At 61.7% G+C, this 16,356-nt stretch carries 19 protein-coding genes; 11 read left to right on the top strand and 8 right to left on the bottom strand.

Annotated features, from left to right (window positions below):
• Positions 1-94 precede the first annotated feature (94 nt).
• Positions 95-904, bottom strand: a complete 810-nt coding sequence (gene trpA, locus J3A98_RS24055) for a tryptophan synthase subunit alpha (protein WP_011953131.1) — start codon at positions 902-904, stop codon at positions 95-97.
• A complete protein-coding gene (trpB, locus tag J3A98_RS24050) occupies positions 901-2,118 on the bottom strand; it encodes a tryptophan synthase subunit beta (protein ID WP_010951489.1) in 1,218 nt (405 codons plus the stop codon). Before trpB ends, trpA begins: the two co-directional genes overlap by 4 nt.
• 110 nt (positions 2,119-2,228) lie before the next feature.
• Here trpB and J3A98_RS24045 point away from each other — a divergent pair, with 110 nt between their 5' ends.
• Positions 2,229-3,125 (top strand): LysR family transcriptional regulator, encoded by an 897-nt coding sequence (locus J3A98_RS24045; protein WP_209968983.1) that lies wholly within the window; start codon positions 2,229-2,231, stop codon positions 3,123-3,125.
• On the opposite strand, the gene J3A98_RS24040 is transcribed toward J3A98_RS24045, so the two are convergent.
• Positions 3,122-3,445, bottom strand: a complete 324-nt coding sequence (locus tag J3A98_RS24040; RefSeq protein ID WP_016712811.1) for a DUF883 family protein — start codon at positions 3,443-3,445, stop codon at positions 3,122-3,124. The genes J3A98_RS24045 and J3A98_RS24040 overlap by 4 nt on opposite strands.
• A 150-nt stretch (positions 3,446-3,595) precedes the next feature.
• Here J3A98_RS24040 and J3A98_RS24035 point away from each other — a divergent pair, with 150 nt between their 5' ends.
• The gene (locus tag J3A98_RS24035) at positions 3,596-3,811 is read left to right on the top strand and encodes a dodecin (RefSeq protein WP_012269893.1); all 216 of its coding nucleotides are present in this window, start codon (positions 3,596-3,598) and stop codon (positions 3,809-3,811) included.
• A 101-nt stretch (positions 3,812-3,912) separates the two neighbouring features.
• Positions 3,913-4,134 carry a DUF1161 domain-containing protein gene (locus J3A98_RS24030; RefSeq protein WP_020191565.1) on the top strand — a complete coding sequence of 74 codons (222 nt, stop codon included), beginning with the start codon at positions 3,913-3,915 and terminating at the stop codon, positions 4,132-4,134.
• 101 nt (positions 4,135-4,235) lie between these two features.
• On the opposite strand, the gene J3A98_RS24025 is transcribed toward J3A98_RS24030, so the two are convergent.
• A complete protein-coding gene (locus tag J3A98_RS24025; RefSeq protein WP_209968980.1) occupies positions 4,236-5,240 on the bottom strand; it encodes an LLM class flavin-dependent oxidoreductase in 1,005 nt (334 codons plus the stop codon).
• A 152-nt stretch (positions 5,241-5,392) separates the two neighbouring features.
• On the opposite strand from J3A98_RS24025, the gene J3A98_RS24020 reads away from it, so the two are divergent.
• Together J3A98_RS24020 and J3A98_RS24015 are read left to right on the top strand one after the other, a co-directional pair.
• On the top strand, positions 5,393-5,818 hold the full coding sequence (locus J3A98_RS24020) for an OsmC family protein (protein ID WP_003253070.1): 426 nt from the start codon (positions 5,393-5,395) through the stop codon (positions 5,816-5,818).
• Between the two features lie 75 nt (positions 5,819-5,893).
• Complete coding sequence (locus J3A98_RS24015) at positions 5,894-6,127, top strand: DUF1161 domain-containing protein (RefSeq protein ID WP_209968977.1); 234 nt, start codon at positions 5,894-5,896, stop codon at positions 6,125-6,127.
• A gap of 35 nt (positions 6,128-6,162) precedes the next feature.
• Here J3A98_RS24015 and J3A98_RS24010 read toward each other — a convergent pair whose 3' ends face one another.
• Both J3A98_RS24010 and J3A98_RS24005 read right to left on the bottom strand, forming a co-directional pair.
• Positions 6,163-6,576, bottom strand: coding sequence for a hypothetical protein (locus J3A98_RS24010; protein WP_176682990.1), 414 nt, complete (start codon positions 6,574-6,576; stop codon positions 6,163-6,165).
• A 55-nt stretch (positions 6,577-6,631) separates the two neighbouring features.
• The gene (locus J3A98_RS24005; protein ID WP_209968974.1) at positions 6,632-7,045 is read right to left on the bottom strand and encodes a hypothetical protein; all 414 of its coding nucleotides are present in this window, start codon (positions 7,043-7,045) and stop codon (positions 6,632-6,634) included.
• Positions 7,046-7,130: 85 nt separating this feature from the next.
• Here J3A98_RS24005 and J3A98_RS24000 point away from each other — a divergent pair, with 85 nt between their 5' ends.
• Positions 7,131-8,204, top strand: coding sequence for an aminopeptidase (locus J3A98_RS24000; RefSeq protein ID WP_209968970.1), 1,074 nt, complete (start codon positions 7,131-7,133; stop codon positions 8,202-8,204).
• A 109-nt stretch (positions 8,205-8,313) separates the two neighbouring features.
• Here J3A98_RS24000 and J3A98_RS23995 read toward each other — a convergent pair whose 3' ends face one another.
• Both J3A98_RS23995 and J3A98_RS23990 read right to left on the bottom strand, forming a co-directional pair.
• Positions 8,314-8,964 carry an HAD family hydrolase gene (locus J3A98_RS23995; RefSeq protein WP_209968966.1) on the bottom strand — a complete coding sequence of 217 codons (651 nt, stop codon included), beginning with the start codon at positions 8,962-8,964 and terminating at the stop codon, positions 8,314-8,316.
• Positions 8,965-9,081: 117 nt separating this feature from the next.
• Positions 9,082-9,630 carry a gamma carbonic anhydrase family protein gene (locus J3A98_RS23990; RefSeq protein ID WP_209968962.1) on the bottom strand — a complete coding sequence of 183 codons (549 nt, stop codon included), beginning with the start codon at positions 9,628-9,630 and terminating at the stop codon, positions 9,082-9,084.
• Positions 9,631-9,732: 102 nt separating this feature from the next.
• Here J3A98_RS23990 and prlC point away from each other — a divergent pair, with 102 nt between their 5' ends.
• The 5 genes from prlC (at position 9,733) to J3A98_RS23965 (ending at position 16,331) form a co-directional block, all read left to right on the top strand.
• Positions 9,733-11,784: an oligopeptidase A gene (prlC, locus tag J3A98_RS23985; RefSeq protein WP_339442805.1), complete on the top strand. Its 2,052-nt coding sequence runs from the start codon at positions 9,733-9,735 to the stop codon at positions 11,782-11,784.
• Positions 11,781-12,062: a YheV family putative zinc ribbon protein gene (locus J3A98_RS23980; protein WP_010951500.1), complete on the top strand. Its 282-nt coding sequence runs from the start codon at positions 11,781-11,783 to the stop codon at positions 12,060-12,062. The genes prlC and J3A98_RS23980 overlap by 4 nt, the downstream gene beginning before the upstream one ends.
• A gap of 123 nt (positions 12,063-12,185) precedes the next feature.
• Positions 12,186-14,180, top strand: a complete 1,995-nt coding sequence (locus J3A98_RS23975) for a M3 family metallopeptidase (protein ID WP_209968958.1) — start codon at positions 12,186-12,188, stop codon at positions 14,178-14,180.
• Between the two features lie 70 nt (positions 14,181-14,250).
• The gene (locus J3A98_RS23970) at positions 14,251-15,309 is read left to right on the top strand and encodes a PA0069 family radical SAM protein (RefSeq protein ID WP_176682997.1); all 1,059 of its coding nucleotides are present in this window, start codon (positions 14,251-14,253) and stop codon (positions 15,307-15,309) included.
• A gap of 302 nt (positions 15,310-15,611) precedes the next feature.
• Positions 15,612-16,331 (top strand): carbonic anhydrase, encoded by a 720-nt coding sequence (locus J3A98_RS23965; RefSeq protein ID WP_003253046.1) that lies wholly within the window; start codon positions 15,612-15,614, stop codon positions 16,329-16,331.
• Positions 16,332-16,356: the final 25 nt, after the last annotated feature.

Raw genomic sequence — 16,356 nt, 5'->3', positions numbered from 1 at the left:
CGCGGGTGAACCCGCTCCTACAACGATATCGCAGAGCCAGAGGGTGGCGCTGGCCCCGTAGGAGCGGGTTTACCCGCGAAGCAGACGACGCAGTTTAACGGCGTGCGCCACGCACCCCTTCAGCCAATGCCGAGCACAGGCTCAATACATCGGTCACCGCCTGATCGGCGCTTTTGGCCTGGGCGATCTTGTCGACCAGTGCCGAGCCCACCACCACACCATCCGCCAGGCGGGCAATGTTCGCAGCCTGTTCCGGCGTGCGAATGCCGAAGCCAACGCTGATCGGCAGATCGGTATGCCGGCGCAGGCGGGCAATGGCTTCGGTCACATGCTCGGTGGTCGCCGAACCGGCACCGGTCACGCCGGCCACCGACACGTAGTAGACGAACCCGGAGCTGCGCTCCAGCACGCGCGGCAGGCGCGCGTCGTCGGTGGTCGGGGTGGTCAGGCGGATGAAGTCGATGCCTGCGGCCTGGGCCGGGGTAGCCAGTTCGGCGTCGTGCTCTGGCGGAAGGTCGACGATGATCAGGCCATCGACGCCCGCTGCCTTGGCTTCAGCCACGAACGTGTCCACACCAAAGCGGTGGATCGGGTTGTAGTAGCCCATCAGCACGATTGGCGTGGTCTGGTTATCCACACGGAATTCGCGAACCATCTGCAAGGTCTTGGCCAAGGTCTGGCCAGCTTCAAGGGCGCGCAGGGTGGCCAGCTGGATGGCCACGCCATCGGCCATCGGGTCGGTGAACGGCATGCCCAGCTCGATCACGTCGGCGCCAGCAGCCGGCAGGCCCTTGAGGATCTGCAGCGAGGCGTCGTAGCCCGGGTCGCCAGCTGTGACGAAGGTGACCAGTGCCGAGCGGCCTTCGGCCTTCAGCTCGGCGAAGCGTTGTTCAAGACGGCTCATGCCTGTTTCTCCTGGGCGGCCATGTGGTTCATGACGGTTTGCATGTCTTTGTCGCCGCGGCCCGACAGGCACACGACCATCAGGTGGTCCTTGGGCAGCTTCGGTGCGCGCTTGATCGCTTCGGCCAAGGCGTGGGAGCTTTCCAGGGCTGGGATGATGCCTTCCAGACGGCAGGTTGCGTGGAACGCATCCAATGCTTCGTCGTCGGTGATGCTGACGTACTCGACGCGCTTCACCTCATGCAGATAGGCGTGCTCCGGGCCGATGCCCGGGTAGTCCAGGCCTGCGGAAATCGAGTGGGCATCGGTAATCTGGCCGTCTTGGTCCTGCAGCAGGTAGGTGCGGTTGCCGTGCAACACGCCCGGTACGCCGCCGTTCAGGCTGGCGGCGTGCTTGTCGGTGTGTACGCCGTGGCCACCGGCTTCAACGCCGATGATCTGCACGCTCGGCTCTTCGAGGAATTCATGGAACAGGCCCATGGCATTGGAGCCACCGCCGACGCAGGCAACCAGGCTATCAGGCAGGCGGCCTTCCTTCTCTTGCAACTGGGCACGGGTCTCTTTGCCGATGATCGACTGGAAGTCGCGCACCATGGCGGGGTATGGGTGTGGGCCAGCCACGGTGCCGATCAGGTAGAAGGTGTCTTCGACGTTGGTAACCCAGTCACGCAGGGCTTCGTTCATGGCGTCTTTCAGGGTGCCGGTGCCGGCGGTAACCGGTACGATCTCTGCGCCCAGCAGCTTCATGCGGAACACGTTCGCCTGCTGGCGCTCGATGTCGGTGGCACCCATGTAGATCACGCAAGGCAGGCCGAAGCGCGCGGCGACGGTGGCGGTGGCGACACCGTGCATGCCGGCGCCGGTTTCGGCGATCAGGCGCTTTTTGCCCATACGCTTGGCCAGCAGCACCTGGCCGATGCAGTTGTTCACCTTGTGCGCACCGGTATGGTTGAGCTCTTCACGCTTGAAGAAAATCTTCGCCCCGCCGCAATGCTCGGTCAGGCGCTCGGCGAAGTACAGCGGATTGGGGCGGCCGATGTAGTCGCGCTGGAAGTACGCCAGCTCTTCAAGGAACTTGGGGTCTGCCTTGGCCGCTTCGTATTCGCGGGCCAGGTCCAGCACCAGTGGCATCAGGGTTTCGGCCACATAGCGGCCGCCAAACGAGCCGAACAGGCCATTGGCGTCGGGGCCGGGGCGGTATTGGGACTGGGTCATGGGGCGCTCCAAGGCGTAGTGAATGAGTGATGGGCTTTACTCTAACCACGGCAAGCTCGGCTGAAAACCGATAAGATTGCGCAAACTTGTCAGAAAAACTCACAGGTAAAATGGCCCACGACCTCCCTCCCCTCAATGCCCTGCGTGCCTTCGAGGCTACAGCCAGGCTGAACAGTGTCAGCCAGGCAGCGGAAGCGCTGCACGTGACCCACGGCGCTGTCAGCCGGCAGATCAAGGTGCTTGAGGAGCATCTGGGCGTCGCCCTGTTCGTCAAGGACGGGCGCGGCATCAAACTCACAGATGCGGGTGTTCGTCTGCGCGATGCCAGCGGTGAAGCCTTCGACCGGCTGCGCAGCGTGTGTTCCGAGCTCAGCCGTGATGTGAGTGAGGCGCCGTTCGTACTGGGCTGCTCGGGCAGCTTGCTGGCGCGCTGGTTCATCCCGCGGCTGGGGCGGTTGCAGGCGGATTTGCCTGAGCTGCGCTTGCACCTGTCGGCGGGTGAGGGCGACCTTGACCCGCGACGGCCTGGGCTGGATGCGTTGCTGGTGTATGCCGAGCCACCGTGGCCGGCGGACATGCAGGTGCATGTGCTGGCCGAGGAATGCATCGGACCGGTGCTCAGCCCGCATTTCGCAGGCTTCCAGCGCTTGCAGGGGGCGCCCGCCAAGGCGCTGCTGGGCGAAGCCTTGCTGCACACCACTTCACGCCCGCAAGCCTGGCCGACCTGGGCGCTGCAACAGGGCCTGGACCCGGCGGCCATTCACTATGGCCAGGCTTTCGAGCACCTGTATTACCTGCTGGAAGCTGCCGTGGCCGGATTGGGCGTGGCGATTGCACCGCAGCCACTGGTCGCCGATGACCTGCGGGCGGGCCGCTTGAGTGCGCCGTGGGGCTTTTCACCTACCCAGGCGGCGCTGGCATTGTGGGTGCCACGGCGCGCCGCAGACGGGCGCGCCGAGCAGTTGGCGCAGTGGTTACGGACAGAACTTGCGCGGCAGGGCGCTTAGTTTCGCTTGCACATCAGGTACGCCGCCAGCAGGCCCAGCGCACCAATGGCCACACCGGCGGTGGTGTAGGGGTGTTCCTGGGCGTAGTCCCGGGTGGCTATGCCGGTCTGGCGGGTGCGCTGCTTCACTTCCTCGTACGCATCGCTCAGTAGGCTGCGCGAATGACGCAGTGCGCTTTCAGCGTTGCTGCGGATTGCCTTCACCGACTTCTGGGACTCTTCCGACGCATCATGCTTGAGGTTTTCCAAGCTTTTCAGAAGGCTCTCGATCTCCGCTTCCATGCTTTCCAGGGACGTTTTACGCAGCGAGTTACGGTGCATGTTGACTCTCCTTTGCAGTATGGGCTCTAAGGATTGCGACCCTTGGCCTGCGAGAAAGTGCGATCGAACTTTCGCTGACAGTGACCGCTCGCAGGTAAACCAGGCCTGCGCTGCTAGGCTGAAACTCACTGTCACCCATGGAGAGCACTCATGACCGATCATCACACCTACAAGAAAATCGAACTGGTAGGGTCTTCGCCCACCAGTATCGAAGACGCCATCAACAATGCTCTGGCTGAAGCCGGCAAAAGCATCAAGCACCTGGAATGGTTCGAAGTGGTCGATACCCGTGGCCATATCCGTGACAACAAGGCGGCGCACTTCCAGGTCACGCTGAAGGTCGGCTTCCGTATCGCCAATAGCTGATATAGCGTCGGGCTGCATGATCTCGGCGTGATGAGGTATTCAGGAACGGGGCGCCTTGGTGGGGTCCCCTTCTGATTTCATCTGCACAAGGAAAGCGAGTGATGAACAAACTGATTCTGGCGCTGGGCCTGATGACCCTGGCCGGTGGTGCGCTGGCAGCGGGCAAACCGTGCGAGGAGCTGAAGGCGGAAATTGCGGCCAAGCTGGATGCCAAGGGCGTCACTGGCTACAAGCTGGAGATCGTCAAGAAAGGCGAGCCGGCGGGCAAGGTCATTGGTAGCTGTGAGGCCGGTACCAAGGAGATTGTGTACCGCCGCGGCTGATGGGCCCGCTCATTCGCGGGCTTGCCCGCTCCCACAGTCCAACAGCGCAGGCCTTGAAGGCTCCAGTCAAACGGTGGAAACGGGCGAGCCCGCGACGAGGATCACTCGGTCTTGAGGGCCTGCGCCATCAGCTCATATGACCGAATGCGGTCCGCATGCTCATACAGGTCACAGGTAAAGATCAGCTCATCCGCACCCGTCTGTTCCAGCAGCACTTCTACCTTGGCCTTTACCTTCTGCGGGCTGCCGATCATGGCCAACCCCAGGAAGCTGCCCACCGTCTCTCGCTCATGGGGCAACCACAGCCCATCCATGCTTTCCACGGGTGGCTTCTGCATCAGGCTCTGTCCGCGAATCAGCGCCAGGATGCGCTGATAGACCGAGGTGGCCAGGTATTCGGCCTTTTCGTCGGTCTGCGCCACCACCATGGGAATGCCCAGCATCACATACGGCTTATCCAGCGTCGTCGAGGGCTTGAAGTGGTTGCGGTACACGCGAATCGCCTCGTGCATGTAGCGTGGTGCGAAATGCGAGGCGAAGGCGTACGGCATGCCGCGCATGCCAGCCAGCTGGGCACTGAACAGGCTGGATCCCAGCAACCACATTGGCACGTCGGTGTCGTGCCCGGGTACGGCGATCACTTTTTGATCATCGGTGCGTGGCCCGAGGTAGCGCGAAAGCTCCTCGACATCGTCCGGGAAGTCATCCGGGCTGCCAGCGCGCTCGCGTCGCAGGGCATAGGCGGTCATTTGGTCCGAACCCGGCGCACGGCCCAGGCCAAGGTCGATCCGCCCCGGATACAGGCTGGCCAAGGTGCCGAACTGCTCGGCAATTACCAGCGGCGCATGGTTGGGCAGCATTACCCCGCCAGAGCCCACGCGAATACGTGAGGTCCCACCGGCCAGGTAGCCGATCAGCACCGAAGTCGCCGAACTGGCGATGCCGTCCATGTTGTGGTGTTCGGCCACCCAAAAACGGTTATAGCCAAAGCGCTCGACATGCTGCGCCAGGTCCAGCGAGTTGCGCAGCGATTGCGCGGGGCCAGCGTCGGCGCGTACGGGCACCAGGTCCAGGGTGGAAATCTTCAGGTCACGCAGCTGCGTCATGGAGCCTCCGCAAAAGTGATTGGCCAGAGGCCTTTTTGATTCTGTATGGGCGCATTCGTTGGATTCAATGCCTGCAAGCATATTGCTCTGAACTTGCGGCAGTCGGCAGGCCTCTGAACCGTAGGTAAGCAACCCAGTGACCAGGAGGCATCATGAAAAAGACAGCATCGGCGATCTGGCAAGGTGGCCTGAAGGATGGAAAAGGTCTGCTTTCTACCGAAAGCGGCGCACTCAAGCAGAACCCTTATGGCTTCAATACACGTTTCGAGGGCACACCCGGTACCAACCCGGAGGAGCTGATCGGCGCGGCGCATGCCGGTTGTTTCTCGATGGCGCTATCAATGATGCTCGGCGAGGCGGGGCTTACCGCAGAGCGGATCGACACGGCTGCAGAGGTGACGCTCGACAAGCAAGCGGACGGTTTTGCCATTACTGCCGTGCACCTGGTGCTCAGGGCCAAGGTACCCGGGGCCAGCGAGGCTCAATTCCTGGAGATTGCCAACAAGGCGAAGGAAGGCTGCCCGGTGTCCAAGGTTTTGAATGCGAAGATCAGCCTGGATGCAGCGTTGGTGGGGTGAAACGGTGCAACGGTAGTGGTTTGCTGTAGTCTAAAGAGCGTCGGCAGCGCCACTGCCCTTTTCAGGAGCCGTTCCATGATTCGCGTAGCTACCGCTGTGTTGGCTACCCTTTTCGCCACGTCTGCGCTGGCGGCCGTCAAGCCATGCGAGGAGCTGAAAGCCGAGATCGAGGCCAAGATCCAGGCCCAAGGGGTTACGTCCTACACGCTGGAGATCGTGCCCAACAGCGAGGTCGAGGACCAGAACATGGTCGTCGGGACCTGCGATGGTGGGACGAAGAAGATCATCTATCAGAAGAACGATCGATAAGCATCAGGGCTCGGGGCTGCAAAGCAGCCCCGAATTCACGGTATGCAGAACACTTCGCTAGGCTCGTTCACCACCACCTTGCGGTTGGCGTCATACAGCAGTACCTGCGGCTCCATCACTGGCGCTCGCGCCTCCAGGCGATAGCGCTCGCCGGCCTTGAAGTTGTCAAAGCGCACGGTCAGGTAGCAGGTTCGGTCCCTGGGTTGTGACATGATGCCGCCCGAGTAGATTTCATAATCGAAGCGCACCACCAGTTCGTGCTTGCCCGGCGTCACCTGGAAGTAACGGCCATCCTCCAGGCGCTTGCCATCGAGGCGGTCGGCCATGATCACCCGGCCGGGGGTCATGGTGTACAGGTCGACCCACGCCTGTTTCGGGTCGACGGGCGGCAAGGGGCTGGCGCAAGCCCCCAGTGTACTGAGGGCGATCAGCATCATGGGCTGGCGCATGGCGAAACTCCCACTTGCGATTTACAAGTAACAAGCATAGCGCCGTTTGTGCGGTTCAGGTGCGTTGGCAACCCGCCGGCAGCCCTTGACCCAGCAGTTTTTGCTGGTGGTCGTAGAGTTTGATCCAAGGGCGGAAGCCAATGCTGCCGGCCTGCAACTGATAACGCTGCCCGGCGCTGAAGTCCTTGAAGGTCAGCTTGATCTGGCAATCGCGCCACAGCGGCTTATCGACGGGGCCGATATTGCTGGGGTTAACCGGAAACTGATAGCGCACGGTCAGTTCATGGCTGCCGGGTTGAACCTCGAAATAGCGGCTGTCAGCCCAGTCACGTTTATCTACCTGCACGGCGTCCAGCGAGGTGTTGTCGTAGCGCGTGAGGTCGATCCAGGCCTGGTTCGGGTCTGGGGCTGGCAATGTTGAACAGGCAGCGATCAACACCAGTGAGCCGGCGACCAACAATGCACGCATGGCGAAACTCCCCCTTGGCGAGATAGTCTTGGAGCGAAATGGCCTTGAGCGAGTCAGACAGTCCCGGATGCTTCGACTTTTTCTTATGCAGCGCTCAGGCCTTGGGGCACTCGACCGCAACTTCACCCGTTTGGTTCCGCTGCTTGCGGCGCTTCTGCTGAACGGTTGCAGCAATGTCGCCTACTATGGGCAATTGGCGCAGGGCCAGTGGCAGTTGCTGCGGGCGCGGCAGCCTGTAGAGCAGGTATTGGCCGACCCTGCTACCCCTGCACCCTTGCGCGCGCACCTGCAACAGGCCGAACAGGCGCGGGTGTTTGCCAGCCAGCAATTGAAACTGCCGGACAACCGCAGCTACCGGGTATACGCCGACCTTGGCCGCCCTTACGTGGTGTGGAATGTGTTCGCCGCGCCCGAGTTGTCGTTGCAACCGGTAACGCACTGCTTTCCGATTGCCGGGTGCGTGGCGTACCGCGGCTACTACCGGCAAGGCGCGGCGCGAGGCGCGGCGGCGTTGATGCGCCAGGATGGCCTGGATGTGTACGTAGGCGGTGTGGAAGCCTATTCGACCCTGGGTTGGTTCGATGACCCGATTTTGTCGTCGATGGTGGGCTGGGGCGATGAGCGCCTGGCTACGTTGATCTTTCATGAACTGGCCCACCAGCGCTTCTATGTGCAGGACGATACCGAGTTCAATGAATCGTTTGCCTCGTTCGTCGAGCAGGAGGGGACGCGGCAATGGCGCGCGGCGCGTGGGCTGGCGGCGGTTGGCGGGGATCAGGGAAAGCAGCGCGACCAGTTTATCCGCCTGGTGTTGGCCAGCCGTGAGCGATTGCAGGCAATTTATGCGGGGCCGTTGGATGATGCGCACAAGCGCCGGGCCAAGCAGGCCGAGTTTGAGCGTTTGAGGCGTGAATACCGGCAGGTGCGTGATGGCCAGTGGGGCGGTGACAAACGCTATGACGCCTGGATGTATGGGCCGATGAACAATGCCAAGTTGTTGCCGTTCGGGCTATATGACCAGTGGGTGCCGGCGTTTGCGGCGCTATTTCGTGAGGTGGGTGGGGATTGGGTTCGGTTTTACGCGCGGGTCGAGCATTTGGGGCGGTTGCCGATTGAAGAAAGGAAAGCGGCACTGCAGCGTCTGATGGTTAGCCTTTGAGATTTTGGGGCCGCTTTGCGGCCCATCGCGACACAAGGCCGCTCCCACAAAGGCCCTGCTTACGCCGATCGATGTGGGAGGGCCGGCTGCAAAGCAGCTCTGCTGGCCCTCAAGCCTTGCTAAAAGCCTGATGCAAATCGGCTACCGTGGCGAAGTGGAAAGCGGGTTCTTCCGCCATCAGCTCTTCCCGGCTACCAAACCCGTATCCCACCGCCACTGCCTGCAGCCCGTTGCTGCGCGCGCCGATCAGGTCATGCTTGCGGTCACCGATCATCAGCGTCTGTGCAGGGTCCAGCCCTTCTTCATCCAGTAAATGGCGAATCAGCTCGACCTTGTTGGTGCGCGTGCCGTCCAGTTCACTGCCGTAGATCACCTTGAAGTGATGATCGAAGGCAAAGTGCCGGGCTATTTCGCGGGCGAACTCCCACGGTTTGGAGGTGGCAATGTACAACGTGCGGCCCTGCCTGTTCAGGGCTTCGAGCAATTCGGGCACGCCGGCGAACACCAGGTTTTCGTAAAGCCCGGTCACGCGGAAGCGCTCCCGGTAGAAGTTCACCGCATCCCAGGCCTTGGCTTCGTCGAAGCGGTAGAACTGCATGAAGGCCTGTAGCAGGGGTGGGCCGATGAAATGTTCGAGGCGGGCCAGGTCCGGTTCGTCGATACCCAGCTTGGCCAGGGCATACTGGATCGAGCGGGTGATGCCCAGGCGTGGGTCGGTCAGGGTGCCGTCGAGGTCGAAGAGGATGTTTTGCTGGTGCATGTACAGGGTTCCACTTGAGTGCTGCGTGGCCTTCTTCGCGGGCATGCCCGCACAGGTAAAGCGCAGGCCTTGAAGGCGCCACTCAACCTGTGGGAGCGGGCGTGCCCGCGAATGCGGTCATTCAGGTTGATCGTAGCCTTCGGCCAGGTGCTGGTCCTTGAGCTTCACGTAGTTGCCGGCGCTGTAGGAGAAAAATGCGCGCTCCTTGTCGTTCAGCAGCCGGGCCTGTCTCACCGGGCTGCCCATGTACAGGTAGCCACTGACCAGGCGTTTGCCTGGCGGCACCAGGCTGCCAGCGCCGATGATCACTTCGTCCTCGACGATGGCACCGTCCATGATGGTGCTGCCCATGCCCACCAGGATGCGGTTGCCCAAGGTGCAGCCATGCAGCATCACCTTGTGCCCGATGGTCACTTCGTCACCGATGATCAGCGGGAAACCATCCGGGTTGAAAGGCCCTGCGTGGGTAATGTGCAGCACGCTGCCGTCCTGCACGCTGGTGCGCGCGCCAATGCGGATGCGGTGCATGTCGCCGCGCACCACGGTCAGCGGCCATATCGAACTGTCTGCACCGATCTCCACGTCGCCCAGCACCACCGCCGAACGGTCGACGAAGGCCCTGGGCCCAACTTTCGGAGTGTGTTGCTGGAAGCTGCGAATGGCCATGATAGCGTCTCTCATCTGTGCCGATAGGCAGGCTGCCTGCTGCGGTCGGCGTCGATTGTAATTAAGATGGGGCAGTGTTTCTTCTGCCAAGGTATCCAAACCGTGACTGCGAACAACCCGCTTCTGCAATCCCACGATCTGCCGCCCTTCTCGCAAATTCGTGCCGAACACGTGTTGCCGGCGATCGAAGCGATCTTGGCCGACAACCGTAAAGCCATTGCCGAGATCCTTGAAAAGCAGGGCAAGAACCCTACATGGGCCGGCCTGGTGCTGGCCATGGACGAACTGAACGACCGCCTGGGCGCCGCCTGGAGCCCGGTCAGCCACCTTAACGCGGTGTGCAACAGTGCCGAGTTGCGCGAGGCCTACGAGTCGTGCCTGCCGGCGTTGAGTGCCTACTCTACCGAACTGGGCCAGAACCGCGCGCTGTTCGAAGCTTACCAGGCGCTGATCGACAGCCCGGAGGCTGCCGGCTTCGACGTGGCGCAAAAGACTATCCTCGAGCACGCCTTGCGTGACTTCCGCCTGTCGGGTATCGACCTGCCGGCGGACAAGCAGCAGCGCTACGCCGAAGTGCAGAGCAAGCTCAGCGAGCTGGGCAGCCGTTTCTCCAATCAGCTGCTTGACGCCACCCAGGCATGGACCAAGCATGTTACCGACGAAGCTGCGCTGGCCGGCCTGACCGATTCGGCCAAGGCGCAGATGGCCGCTGCAGCCCAGGCCAAGGGCCTGGAAGGCTGGCTGATCACCCTCGAGTTCCCCAGCTACTACGCGGTGATGACCTACGCCAGCGACCGCGCCCTGCGCGAAGAGCTCTACGCCGCCTACTGCACCCGCGCCTCCGACCAGGGCCCGAATGCCGGGCAGTTCGACAACGGCCCGGTGATGCGCGAAATCCTCGACCTGCGCCAGGAACTGGCCGAACTGCTGGGCTACAAGAACTACGCCGAGCTGAGCCTGGCCACCAAGATGGCCGAGTCCAGCGACCAGGTGCTGAGTTTCCTGCGTGACCTTGCCAAGCGTTCCAAGCCGTTCGCCGCCCAGGACCTGCAACAGCTCAAGGCCTACGCTGCCGAACAAGGCTGCCCCGAGCTGGCCAGCTGGGACGCCGGCTACTTTGGCGAGAAGCTGCGCGAGCAGCGCTACAGCGTGTCGCAGGAAGCCCTGCGCGCCTACTTCCCGATCGACAAGGTGCTGGACGGCCTGTTCAGCATCGTGCAACGCCTGTACGGCATCGAAATCGCCGAGCTCAATGGCTTCGACAGCTGGCACCCGGACGTACGTCTGTTCGAGATCAAGGAAAACGGTCAGCACGTTGGCCGTTTCTTCTTCGACCTGTACGCCCGCGCCAACAAGCGTGGCGGCGCCTGGATGGACGGGGCCCGTGACCGTCGCCGCACCGCCGGCGGCCAGCTGCAGAGCCCGGTGGCCAATCTGGTGTGCAACTTCACCCCGGCCGCGCCCGGCAAGCCCGCGTTGCTGACCCACGATGAAGTCACCACCCTGTTCCACGAATTCGGTCACGGCCTGCACCACATGCTGACCCGCATCGAGCATGCCGGCGTGTCCGGCATCAACGGCGTGGCCTGGGATGCGGTCGAGCTGCCAAGCCAGTTCATGGAAAACTGGTGCTGGGAGCCGGAAGGCCTGGCACTGATTTCGGGTCACTACGAAACCGGCGCCGCCCTGCCCCAGGACCTGCTGGACAAAATGCTGGCCGCGAAAAACTTCCAGTCGGGCATGATGATGGTGCGCCAGCTGGAGTTCTCGCTGTTCGATTTCGAGCTGCACGCCAGCCATGGCGACGGCCGCAGCGTATTGCAGGTGCTCGAAGGTGTGCGTGACGAGGTGTCGGTCATGCGCCCGCCGGCTTACAACCGCTTCCCCAACAGCTTTGCGCACATTTTCGCGGGTGGTTACGCGGCGGGCTACTACAGCTACAAGTGGGCCGAAGTGCTGTCGGCTGACGCCTTCTCGCGCTTCGAGGAAGAAGGCGTGCTGAACGCCGAGACCGGCCGCGCCTTCCGCGAGGCGATCCTGGCCCGTGGGGGTTCGCGCGAGCCGATGGAGCTGTTCGTCGACTTCCGTGGCCGTGAGCCTTCCATCGATGCATTGCTGCGCCACAGTGGTCTCACCGAGGACGCTGCAGCATGAGTGAGGTAGCTGTGAACAAGACCAAGAAGCGCTTCATTGCCGGTGCCGTGTGCCCGGCGTGCAGCGAGCCCGACAAGCTGATGATGTGGAACGAAGACGGCGTACCGCACCGCGAGTGTGTGGCTTGCGGCTTTACCGACACCCTCAACGAGCAGGGCTTGTCGGTGCCGAAGGAACTGGGCACCCGGGTCAACCACCTGGCGCCGAAAGCCGCGCCGGCCAAGGTGCAGACCGTGCAGTTCTTCCCAAATCCGAAGCTGAAAAAGCCGGCTGAGTAATACGGTCATGCCACCCGGGCGCAATGCCCGGGCAGGCATGGACAGGTGTTAGATAGTCAGGCCACCTGGCACACGCTGGCCATGCAAGCTCTCTTGCTCATTTCTACCAGCAAGGTGTGCGTCATGGCCAACCCTCTTCTGCAAGATAGCCATATCCCCGTCGATTACTCCTCCATCACCCTCGAAAACATGCAGGCGGCATTCGCTCACGTGCTGCAGGCACACGAGAACGGTGTCGAACGCATCATCCTTGATCAACGAACCATGCCCACCTGGGATGACATGGTGCTGGCGGTGGATGGGCTGGATAGCCGACTGCTGGCAGTGTTGTATGCCGCCTCACCACTGGTCGGCCGGGATACGGCCTGGGCCAACGCCATCATCGATTTCTACGGCAGAGTGACGGCACGCTTCGAGCAGAAATTCGCCAACACTGGCTTGCATGAGCTTTATGAACGCTTGGCCGGCAGTGACATCGGCAAACAACTGGATACCGGAAAGCGCGCCACCTTGCGTTGGCACCTGGACAAGTTCGCCGCTGGCGGTGCGTTACTCGACTCCACAGGCAAAGCGCGTCTGGCAAACCTTCAGGAGCAGATTGGCACTGTACGCGAGGCGTTCCGCGGCAACATCAACCGGCCTGGGCTCACTGTCACCGATGAAGCCGAGCTGAGCGGCCTCCCGCAGCGCGTACGCGACGAATTGGCTGCAGGAGCGCAACAAGCAGGTAAGCAGGGGTGGCTGATTGCCTGTGACACGCTGACTACTCGAGAGGTGCTCAAACATGCTGCCAACCGCCAGCTCCGTGAGCGTGTGTACCGGGCTTTCCACGCCCGCGGCATCAGCCATGATCCGCAACAGGACAACGGCACGTATCTGCAGCAACTGGCGCAGTTGCTTGAGGCGAAGGCTCTCCTGCTCGGTTATTCCGGCCATCTGGAGCAGAGTCTGCAGGTGAAGAGTGCGGGCTCGGTAGCCCAGGTATGCGGCTTTCTTCACGATCTGGCCGATCATGTGCGACCCGCCATGTTGCGGTGGCGTTCGCAGGTGGAGCGCGGGGCTACCGAGCAGGGCCTGGGCAAACCTCAACCCTGGGATTTCGAGTACCTGCGGCGTGCTTCGCGCAGTGAGTGTCCTGCCGAAGCGCTGCGCGATTACTTCCCGCTGAATACCGTTGTCAGTGCGTTACAGCAATTGGCGCGGAAGTTGTTTGGTGCAGTGCTGCAGCCCAAAGCGCTGCCTGCTTGGGATGACAGCGTGCAGCCATTCGAGGTGTGGCAGGACAGCGCTTTCATTGGCTTTCTGTATCTGGATGCCGTGCAACACGCAGGCAAGCAGCCAGACGCGGTGTTCACCACTTACGTAAGGAATCGCCGGGTCGATGCAGAGGGTATCTACCAGGCAGCCTCGGTGGTGGTGTTCAGTGATGTACCGCAAGCGCTGTCAGGTTTTCAGCCGTTGCTCGACCATTTGTCACTGCGCAAGCTTTTCCATGAATTCGGCCATGCCCTGCACCACCTGCTGGTGCGTACGACGAACCACGTCATGTCCAACGTGACCGAGTTGGGCACCGATGGTGTGGAGTTGTTCGGCAAGCTGTTCGAGCGTTGGGTCTGGGATGCAGACTATCTGGTGGCGATCTCGGCGCGCACACAGGACGGCCGCCAACTATCCCGCAAGCAAGCCGATGGCTGCCTGCAGCAGTTACGACAGCAGGGCGTGGAGGAGATCGCGAGTGATCTGTGCCTGGCGTTGTTCGACATGGACCTGCATGGCACACCAAACGATGGCAGGTCCTTGGAACAGCGACTGGGTGATGCCCGCGAGCGTTGTGGTTACTGGCCGCTCGCTGATTTCGAACATCCGGCGCATGCCTTCGACCACCTTGTAAACGGCTACGATGCTGGTTACTACGCCTACCTGTGGTCGGATGTGCATGCCTTCGATGTGTTCACCCGCTTCGAAGCCGAGGGCCTGTTGAACGGAGCCACGGGCCGGGCACTGCAGGAAGCACTGTTCGTCCCAGGGGCATCCCGCCCGTTACGTGAAGGCATCGAGGCATTTCTAGGGCGGCAATCGAGCCAGGCAGCGTACCTCAATTGGCATGGCCTGAATTAGCCAGACCAGAGGTGCTGGAAAGATCCTGGGATGCGTTGTACTGTATATGAATACAGTATTCGGGTGAGCCATGATTCCTCCAGCACCGCAAAAGGGCCGTGGCACGGCACACAACCCACACAACCGCTTTGCCCCTGGTCATTCGGTGGCAGAAGATGACGGCTGGTACCAGGAAGTGCCGCAAACCCAGGGCACCGAGGTGCGGACCGAGACGGCCAAGTCGGTGATCAGCCGCAACACCTCGCCCGACCTGCCCTTCGATCGCTCCATCAACCCTTACCGTGGCTGTGAGCATGGCTGCATCTACTGCTATGCCCGCCCCTCACACGCCTACTGGGACCTTTCTCCCGGCCTGGATTTCGAGACCAAACTGATTGCCAAGACCAACGCCGCCGAGGTGCTGGCACAGCAATTGAGCAAACCGGGCTACGTGTGCGCGCCGATCAATCTCGGCTCCAACACCGACCCCTACCAGCCGATCGAGCGGGAACAGTTATTGACCCGGCGCTTGCTTGAAGTGTTACTGCGTTTCCGTCACCCGGTGACCATTGTCACCAAGGGTTCACTGGTGCTGCGCGACCTCGACCTGCTGGCCGAGATGGCCCGCCAGCGCCTGGCACGGGTGATGATCAGCCTGACCACGCTGGACGATGGTCTCAAACGGGTGCTCGAACCCCGAGCGGCTTCACCCGGTGCAAGGTTGAGGGCCATCCGGGTATTGCGTGAAGCGGGCGTACCGGTGGGCGTTTTGTGTTCGCCGATGATTCCGATGATCAACGACAGTGAGCTGGAGCGCCTGCTGGAGGCGGCCAGGGAGGCTGGCGCACAGAGTGCGGCCTACATGATGCTGCGCTTGCCGCGCGAGGTGGCGCCGTTGTTCGAGCAATGGTTGCAGGACCATTACCCGCAGCGGGCGGCGCATGTTCTGAGCCTGATCCGCCAGAGCCGCGGCGGCGAGCTGTACGACAGCCGGTTTGGCGTGCGCATGCGTGGTGAAGGGGTGTTTGCCGAGTTGCTGGCGCAGCGCTTTGCCAAGGCAATGAAGCGGCTGGACTTCGAAGGGCGCGAGGCGCAGGCGCTGGATTGTTCGGCGTTTTGCCCGCCGGGTGGGCAGATGGCGCTGTTCTGACATGAACCCGCCCCCACAGGGGCTGTGCATTGCTCACAACGCAACTAATAACAACCAATAATTGTGCTAATACATATTGGCAGCTGATGTTTTTTTGCTATTATCCAACTCCCGCCTTTTTCTCTGGAACGCCCGTTCTAGAGCCTTCTAATTAAGTTTCAGTTAAGTTTTCCCCGCTAGCGTAGGTAATAAGTCCACACCGGCTGTGATCTATGGCCCGTGCGTGTCATCTAAAACCCTGCATAGCCTGAATCTTTCACCGGTAAAATGGATTTACCTACACACCGTCAAGAGGATGAATCATGCCCGTCAAGGACCCATCCAAGGTCGTACCGCAGGTCCCCGCGGAAAGCGCCGATGCTGCCCTTAAGCACATCGTCGACGGCTTCCTGCGCTTTCACCATGATGTTTTCCCGGATCAGCAAGAGCTGTTCAAGAAGCTCGCCACCGCGCAAACACCACGCGCCATGTTCATCACCTGTGCCGATTCGCGCATCGTTCCCGAGCTGATCACCCAGAGCTCGCCAGGCGACCTGTTCGTAACCCGTAACGTGGGTAACGTGGTACCGCCTTATGGCCAGATGAACGGGGGGGTTTCCAGCGCCATCGAGTACGCCGTGATGGCGCTTAAAGTGCACCACATCATCATCTGTGGCCACTCCGACTGTGGCGCCATGCGTGCGGTACTCAACCCGCAGTCGCTGACCAAGATGCCTACCGTTGGCGCCTGGTTGCGCCACGCTGAAGTGGCCCGCACCGTGGTCGAGAACAACTGCTCCTGCGGCAGCGAACACGAGACGATGCAAGTGCTGACCAAAGAAAACGTCATCGCCCAGTTGCATCACTTGCGCACCCATCCTTCGGTGGCTTCGCGCCTGGCGGCCGGTGAGCTGTTCATTCATGGTTGGGTGTACGACATCGAGACCAGCAAGATCGAAGCCTATGACGCTGCCAGCGACAGCTTCCTGCCCTTGGCCGCGGGTGAACCCGTGCCCTGCGCCACTCCGAGAGGCCGCTACTAAGCGACCCGTCCGCCGCTAGAACCTT

Origin of the sequence: Pseudomonas sp. BP6 (assembly GCF_017875935.1) — a bacterium.
Taxonomy (GTDB): Bacteria; Pseudomonadota; Gammaproteobacteria; order Pseudomonadales; family Pseudomonadaceae; genus Aquipseudomonas; species Aquipseudomonas putida_Y.
Note: the sequence above shows the minus strand (reverse complement) of the source record. Positions and strands in the feature narration are given on the sequence as shown.